At 38.1% G+C, this 7,204-nt stretch carries 7 protein-coding genes; all 7 read left to right on the top strand.

Going from position 1 to position 7,204, the window contains the following annotated elements; translation table 11 throughout:
• Nucleotides 1-620: 620 nt before the first annotated feature.
• The 7 genes from rpmH to rsmG all read left to right on the top strand — a co-directional run bounded on the left by rpmH (nt 621) and on the right by rsmG (nt 7,173).
• On the top strand, nt 621-755 hold the full coding sequence (gene rpmH, locus NST73_RS19335; RefSeq protein WP_008360908.1) for a 50S ribosomal protein L34: 135 nt from the start codon (nt 621-623) through the stop codon (nt 753-755).
• Between the two features lie 78 nt (nt 756-833).
• Nucleotides 834-1,193 carry a ribonuclease P protein component gene (gene rnpA / locus NST73_RS19330; protein WP_008347592.1) on the top strand — a complete coding sequence of 120 codons (360 nt, stop codon included), beginning with the start codon at nt 834-836 and terminating at the stop codon, nt 1,191-1,193.
• Between the two features lie 158 nt (nt 1,194-1,351).
• Nucleotides 1,352-2,134 carry a YidC family membrane integrase SpoIIIJ gene (spoIIIJ, locus tag NST73_RS19325; RefSeq protein ID WP_087976621.1) on the top strand — a complete coding sequence of 261 codons (783 nt, stop codon included), beginning with the start codon at nt 1,352-1,354 and terminating at the stop codon, nt 2,132-2,134.
• Nucleotides 2,131-2,754 carry an RNA-binding cell elongation regulator Jag/EloR gene (jag, locus tag NST73_RS19320; protein ID WP_041508099.1) on the top strand — a complete coding sequence of 208 codons (624 nt, stop codon included), beginning with the start codon at nt 2,131-2,133 and terminating at the stop codon, nt 2,752-2,754. The genes spoIIIJ and jag overlap by 4 nt, the downstream gene beginning before the upstream one ends.
• 402 nt (nt 2,755-3,156) lie before the next feature.
• Complete coding sequence (gene mnmE / locus NST73_RS19315) at nt 3,157-4,536, top strand: tRNA uridine-5-carboxymethylaminomethyl(34) synthesis GTPase MnmE (RefSeq protein WP_039169035.1); 1,380 nt, start codon at nt 3,157-3,159, stop codon at nt 4,534-4,536.
• Between the two features lie 17 nt (nt 4,537-4,553).
• Nucleotides 4,554-6,440 carry a tRNA uridine-5-carboxymethylaminomethyl(34) synthesis enzyme MnmG gene (gene mnmG / locus NST73_RS19310; protein ID WP_039169033.1) on the top strand — a complete coding sequence of 629 codons (1,887 nt, stop codon included), beginning with the start codon at nt 4,554-4,556 and terminating at the stop codon, nt 6,438-6,440.
• A gap of 13 nt (nt 6,441-6,453) precedes the next feature.
• Complete coding sequence (gene rsmG / locus NST73_RS19305) at nt 6,454-7,173, top strand: 16S rRNA (guanine(527)-N(7))-methyltransferase RsmG (RefSeq protein WP_024718431.1); 720 nt, start codon at nt 6,454-6,456, stop codon at nt 7,171-7,173.
• The last annotated feature ends 31 nt before the right edge of the window (nt 7,174-7,204 follow it).

The following is a 7,204-nucleotide window of genomic DNA, read 5'->3' as shown; positions in this document are numbered from 1 at the left end:
AAGGCTTCTCCCCCCTCCTTTTCTTTTTAAAATGACCAGTATCAAACTGTTATAGAACACGAAAAAGAGCAAATGGTCATCACCATTCGTGCACATACTTTGTTGAAAACAATTAATATAGTAGAAAAACGTCTTTTCGACAAATTACACAGGTTGTGGATAAACAATTCAACAAGCTGTGTAATAACTTTCCACAGGTTATCCACAAATTGTGGATAAGATAAATAGGCCAGATAAGTAATTAAGAGTTAAAACACAAATATAATATCAAAATAAACAAGATGGTGCAATGGGTGTCACAAACTTATCCACACACTTTACATCCTGTTGAAAAATAATTATCCACATAGGTTATTTGTGTGAAAAAAATGTCGATAATGGATGTGGATAGTCAAAATATGCCGGAAAAATATCCACAACCTTGTTTTGAAGGTTTTTTTGAAGGAAAAAAAGAATAAAATGCTGGAAACTAAAAAAGAAGGTTTCTTCACTTGATAACTTGTGTTATGCTTATAAGGTTGATAATAAGAGTTTTATCATTGATATTGACAATCGATGGGTTACACAAATATAATGAGTTAGACTGTCTTAAACAGCTATTCCTCAGGGAGGTGTCATAAATGAAAAGAACGTTTCAACCAAATAACCGTAAGCGTAGTAAAGTTCATGGCTTCCGCAGCCGTATGAGTTCTAAAAACGGACGTCTAGTTTTAAAGCGACGCCGCAGCAAAGGTAGAAAAAAATTATCAGCTTAGGCCACTGAATAATGTCAGTGGTCTTTTTTACATAAAATCGTAAATGAACTGTCAGTTTTTATCGGAGTGGAAGAAAACATGAAGAAGCGAAACAGGCTAAAAAAAAATGAAGAGTTTCAAACAGTGTTCAAAAAAGGTCAATCAATGGCTAATCGCCAATTCGTCATTTATCAGCTGGACCAACCAAATCAAGAAGAACTGCGTTTAGGATTGTCTGTCAGTAAGAAGATAGGTAATGCAGTGATAAGAAACCGGATTAAACGACTGATCCGTCAGGTGTTCTTAGAGGAAGGTCATAAGCTAAAGCAAGAAAAAGACTACATTGTTATCGCACGAAAACCAGCAAGCGAATTGACCTTTGAAGAAACAAAGAAGTCTCTCCAGCATTTATTTAGAAAATCCGCTGTTTATCAACAACAACCGAAAAAGTCTTCGTAATAGAAACTTTCGTTGAATCAATTTTTAAAAGCGCTTCCTTCATCTAGTGAATTAAAATGAAACCACCACTTTGTAATGAAAAAATGTTACCATACTGATTAGGTGAGTCACTTTCGTAATCAATTCCAACTTAAATAAAGTTTGAAGTAATGGGAGGAATCTTGTTGAAAAGGCGATTATTACTAATATTTAGCTTGATTGGCGTATTGGTTCTATTGGCAGGATGTACACAAATCAATGAACCAATCACATCAGATAGTAAGGGATTCTGGAATTCGTACATTGTATACCCGCTATCTCAATTAATCACTTACATGGCAAACTTAACTGGTGAAAACTATGGTGTAGCGATTATTATCGTAACTCTTTTAATTCGTTTGCTTATTTTACCATTAATGATTAAACAATTAAGAAGTACAAAAGCAATGCAAGCACTTCAGCCAGAACTAAAGAAACTTCGTGAAAAATATAGCTCAAAAGATCAAAAAACACAGCAGCAGCTTCAACAGGAAACAATGGCTCTTTTCCAAAAGAATGGTGTAAATCCATTAGCAGGGTGTTTCCCAATCTTAATTCAAATGCCAATTTTAATTGGTTTTTATCATGCGATCATGAGAACAGCTGAAATCAAGAAACATACTTTCTTATGGTTTGACTTAGGCAGTCCAGATCCATTATTCCTGTTACCGATTATTGCAGGTGTAGCTACTTTTATTCAGCAGAAGCTAATGATGGCTGGAAATCCTTCGGACAACCCTCAAATGGCGATTATGCTTTGGGTGATGCCGATTATGATCGTTGTATTTGCAATCAGTTTCCCAGCGGCACTTTCACTGTACTGGGTTGTAGGTAACATTTTCATGATCATTCAAACGTTGGTCATTAAAACACCTCAAGTAAAAGTTGATACAAAAGAAAAAGCTGGCGGGAACAAAAAATGAAGGAAATAACTGCTGTCGGTCGCACAGTCGAAGAAGCAGTAGATTCCGGACTGAAACAAATTCAACTACTACAAGAAGAAGTAGATATCACAATAGTAGATGAAGGAAACAAAGGATTTTTAGGATTATTTGGTAAAAGACAAGCTGTTGTCAAGTTAGTAGAAAAGCGAGATGCGCTCAAATTAGCAACACAGTATTTAGATAAAATTGTTAAATCAATTGATCCTAAAGCAAACATTGTTTCGAAAAAAGAAACGAAAAAGATCTCTTTTCACATTGATGGAGACAAAACTTCATTAATGATTGGAAAAAGAGGACAAACACTGTACTCTTTAGAAACCTTGGTGCAGTTAGTGTTTAATCGTTATTCTGATCAGTATCATCATATTACAATTGATATTGGAGATTATAGGAAGAAACGACAAGAAGCACTTGAACAATACGCAATCAAAACGGCAAATCGTGTTTTAAAAACGAAGAGAAAGGTTCATTTAGAACCGATGCCTTCGAATGAACGAAAAGTCGTTCATGATACGATTGCAGCATTTTCTAAAGAACTTGCCACAGCATCCGAAGATACGGGCACCAAGCGTCATGTTGTGGTGCTGTATAAAAAATAGCAGAAAGGCTAAGATTCAGCAAAGCTGGATTTTAGTCTTTTTTTATTGAAAAATTACCTTTTAATAGTAGATATCTCCTTTATTTCTAAAAAGTTAGTGTGTTATTTAGATCGAAAACGTCATTTTCTCTTAGTTGCAAAGGGAGAAGGGCGTTTTAATTTATTGGATTTAGGTGTAAGATGTGAAGACAAGTTTAGAACGTCGTTATTCACATGTGGATAAGTTAAGTGTTAAAATAGACAGGGTGCAAAACTGTGGATAATTAAATGTGGGCTACTTTCGCTTCGCATGCATTTATGGTATCTTTAAATTTTGGATTAAGCGTTTTTGATATAGAGATGGGCAACGTCCATTTAATAGATATAAGACTGTCTATTGAATAGAGAAAGAGGTGAATGAGCGGTGGATACAATTGCAGCAATTTCTACACCAATGGGTGAAGGGGCAATTGCCATTATACGTTTAAGTGGGCCTGATGCAGTTCAGATTGCTGATCGCATGTATAAGGGGCCTAAGGAGAAAAAACTTGTATCAGTGGATTCTCATACAATTCATTATGGTCATATTGTAGATTCAAGTACCGAGCAAGTGATAGAAGAGGTCATGGTGTCTGTATTAAGAGCGCCAAAAACATTTACGAGAGAAGACGTTATTGAGATCAACTGCCATGGCGGAATTGTCACGGTCAATAAAGTCTTGCAGCTTGCTTTAAAAGAAGGAGCGAGATTAGCGGAGCCAGGTGAGTTTACAAAACGTGCTTTCCTAAATGGAAGAATCGACTTGTCACAAGCAGAAGCCGTAATGGACTTGATTCGTGCAAAAACTGACCGTGCGATGAATGTCGCAATTACTCAAATGGAGGGACGTCTCTCCGGTTTGATTAAACGTCTTCGTGGTGAGATATTGGAGACACTTGCTCATGTAGAAGTGAATATTGATTATCCAGAGTATGACGATGTTGAAGAAATGACACATCGAGTCTTAGTTGAAAAGGCGACATCTGTGAAAAAGGAAATTGAATCGCTTCTAACGACTTCACAGCAGGGGAAAATCCTACGTGAGGGCTTATCTACTGTTATTATTGGAAGGCCAAATGTTGGGAAGTCTTCCTTATTAAATAGTCTTGTTCAGGAAACAAAGGCGATTGTGACCGATATTCCTGGAACAACCAGAGATGTCATCGAGGAATATGTGAATGTAAGAGGAGTACCGCTCCGTTTAGTAGATACTGCGGGTATACGTGAGACTGAAGACATTGTTGAGCGTATTGGGGTCGAGCGATCAAGACAGGTCTTAAAAGAAGCTGACCTGATTTTACTTGTGCTCAATTATAGTGAGGAGTTATCTGAGGAAGATATTAAGCTATTTGAGGCTGTCTCAGGTATGGATATTATTGTGATTGTCAATAAGACAGATCTTGAGCCTAAACTTGATGTAGAAAAGGTAAAAGAGTTAGCGAAGGATCGTCCGGTTGTTACAACATCTTTATTACAAGAAAAAGGGATTGATGAGCTTGAAATGGCCATTCAATCTTTATTCTTCACAGGCTCAATTGAAAGTGGAGATTTAACGTATGTGAGCAATACTAGGCATATTGCGCTCCTTCAAGAAGCAAAACAATCGATTGAAGATGCTCTAGAAGGAATTGAAATGGATGTACCGATCGACATTGTTCAAATAGATTTAACACGCTGCTGGGAGCAGCTAGGTGAAATTATTGGGGATGCTGTTCATGAAAGCTTAATCGATCAGTTATTCTCTCAATTCTGTTTAGGAAAGTAAAGGGAGGAACAAAAGAAATGGGTTATGAAGCTGGCCAATATGATGTAATCGTCGTCGGTGCCGGTCATGCTGGTGTTGAGGCTGCTCTTGCTTCTGCAAGACAGGGCGCCAAAACACTTGTATTGACCATCAATCTCGATATGGTTGCTTTTATGCCATGTAATCCGTCCGTAGGAGGTCCCGCTAAAGGGATTGTCGTCAGAGAAATTGATGCGCTAGGCGGGGAAATGGCACGAAATATAGATAAGACGCACATTCAAATGCGTATGCTGAATACTGGAAAAGGACCTGCTGTCCGTGCGTTAAGAGCGCAAGCAGATAAGTTTCAATATCAGCACGAAATGAAAAAAACAATGGAAAATGAACCAAACCTAACAATGCTACAAGGGATGGTAGACCATTTAATTGTAGAAGATGATGAATGTAAAGGTGTTGTGACTCAAACAGGTGCAAATTATCGCGCGAAATCTGTTGTTCTAACAACTGGTACTTTCTTAAAAGGCCGCATTATTTTAGGGGATCTTTCTTATTCAAGCGGTCCTAATAATCAGCAGCCTTCCATTAAATTATCGGATCATCTAGCAGAATTAGGATTCGATTTGGTTCGCTTTAAAACTGGGACACCACCACGAGTAAACAGCCACTCGATTGATTATAGTAAGACGGAAATTCAACCAGGTGACGATGTACCACGTGCGTTTTCTTATGAAACTGTGGAATATATTACAGATCAATTACCATGCTGGTTAACATACACGAGTTTAGAGACTCATCAAATTATTGATGAGAATCTTCACCGTTCTCCTATGTATTCAGGTATGATTAAAGGAACAGGTCCTAGATACTGTCCGTCTATTGAGGATAAGGTGGTTCGTTTTAACGATAAACCGAGACATCAAATTTTCTTAGAGCCAGAAGGCCGTAATACGCAAGAAGTGTATGTTCAAGGTTTATCTACAAGTCTGCCAGAGGATGTACAGCAGCGAATGCTGTCAACCATTCCAGGGCTTGAAAATGTACAAATGATGCGAGCGGGTTATGCCATTGAGTATGATGCGATTGTGCCTACACAATTGTGGCCGACACTTGAGACGAAGAAAATTTCTGGATTATATACAGCTGGCCAAATTAATGGTACCTCTGGTTATGAGGAAGCAGCAGGTCAAGGAATTATGGCAGGTATCAATGCAGGAAGAAAAGCATTGGGTAAAGAAGAAGTCATTTTAAGCCGATCTGATGCATATATCGGTGTTCTCATTGATGATCTTGTCACGAAGGGTACAAATGAACCTTACCGTCTCTTAACCTCTCGTGCAGAGTATCGTTTACTTCTGCGTCATGACAATGCTGATTTAAGATTAACTGAACTTGGATATAACATTGGTTTAATTTCTGAAGAGAGATTCCAAGCATTCACACAGAAAAAAGAGGCCATTGAAGCAGAGAAAAAACGTTTATATTCTGTCATTATTAAACCTACAGCAGAGACACAGGAATATATCCGTTCTCTTGGTGGAAGTGAATTGAAGGACGGTATTCGAGCAAGTGATCTGATGAAGCGTCCAGAGATGAACTATGAATCTGTTGTGAAACTAGCTCCTGCTGACACACCGCTTCCTGCTGATGTGTGTGAACAGGTAGAGATTCAAATTAAATATGAAGGTTATATTGAAAAGTCGCTCCAACAAGTTGAAAAGCTGAAAAAGATGGAAAACAAAAAGATTCCGGATCGAATCGATTATGATGCCATCAAAGGGATTGCAACTGAAGCGAAGCAAAAGCTAAAAGAAGTCCGACCGCTTTCTGTTGCACAGGCTTCTCGTATTTCAGGCGTTAACCCTGCTGATATTTCTATCCTTTTAGTGTATTTGGAGCAGGGACGTATTGCGAAGATAGCAGAGTAGAAAGGATGTCGGCATGAACATTGAACAATTTACAGCAGCACTAGAGGAGAAAGGGATCACTCTTTCTCCAGTGCAGCTTGAACAATTTGAAACTTACTTCCATATGCTTGTAGAATGGAACGAGAAGATGAATTTAACGTCCATTACAGAAAAGGAAGAAGTATATTTAAAGCATTTTTATGACTCGATATCAGCAGCATTTTTTATTGATTTTCACAATGTGACAACAATTTGTGATATTGGAGCTGGTGCTGGTTTTCCAAGCATTCCTCTTAAAATTTGTTTCCCTCATCTACATGTGACCATTGTTGATTCTCTCCAGAAACGCATTACGTTTCTCAATGAGTTAGCAAAAGGGTTAAACTTACAAGATACTACTTTTTATCATGATCGTGCGGAGACCTTTGGACAACGTAAAGATCAACGTGAAAGCTATGACCTTGTCACCGCTAGAGCAGTTGCGCGCTTATCTGTCTTGAGCGAACTATGCCTGCCTCTTGTGAAAAAGGAAGGATTGTTTGTTGCATTAAAAGCATCTGCTGCAGAAGAAGAGATGCAAGCAGGAAAAAAAGCCGTCACTGTCCTCGGAGGAGAGGTTGTTGAAAAGCATTCCTTTGTTCTTCCTTTAGAAGAAAGTGAACGGAACATCATTGTCATTGAAAAGAAAAAACAAACACCAAAAAAATATCCTAGAAAACCAGGAACACCTAATAAATCACCAATAGAGGGTTGATCATGTAAAAGGTCGGTTTTTCTTCAATATT

It is taken from the genome of Bacillus sp. FSL W7-1034, from assembly GCF_038593365.1.
Taxonomy (GTDB): domain Bacteria; phylum Bacillota; class Bacilli; order Bacillales; family Bacillaceae; genus Bacillus; species Bacillus altitudinis.
The sequence above is the reverse complement of the archived record's forward strand: the minus strand, read 5'-3'. Positions and strand labels throughout refer to the sequence as shown.

Excerpts from the sequence above, each read along its gene's own strand:
- rnpA (WP_008347592.1), top strand. The coding sequence starts at position 834 with ATGAAGAAGCGAAACAGGCTAAAAAAAAATGAAGAGTTTCAAACAGTG.
- rpmH (WP_008360908.1), top strand. The coding sequence starts at position 621 with ATGAAAAGAACGTTTCAACCAAATAACCGTAAGCGTAGTAAAGTTCAT.
- rsmG (WP_024718431.1), top strand. The coding sequence starts at position 6,454 with ATGAACATTGAACAATTTACAGCAGCACTAGAGGAGAAAGGGATCACT.
- jag (WP_041508099.1), top strand. The coding sequence starts at position 2,131 with ATGAAGGAAATAACTGCTGTCGGTCGCACAGTCGAAGAAGCAGTAGAT.
- mnmG (WP_039169033.1), top strand. The coding sequence starts at position 4,554 with ATGGGTTATGAAGCTGGCCAATATGATGTAATCGTCGTCGGTGCCGGT.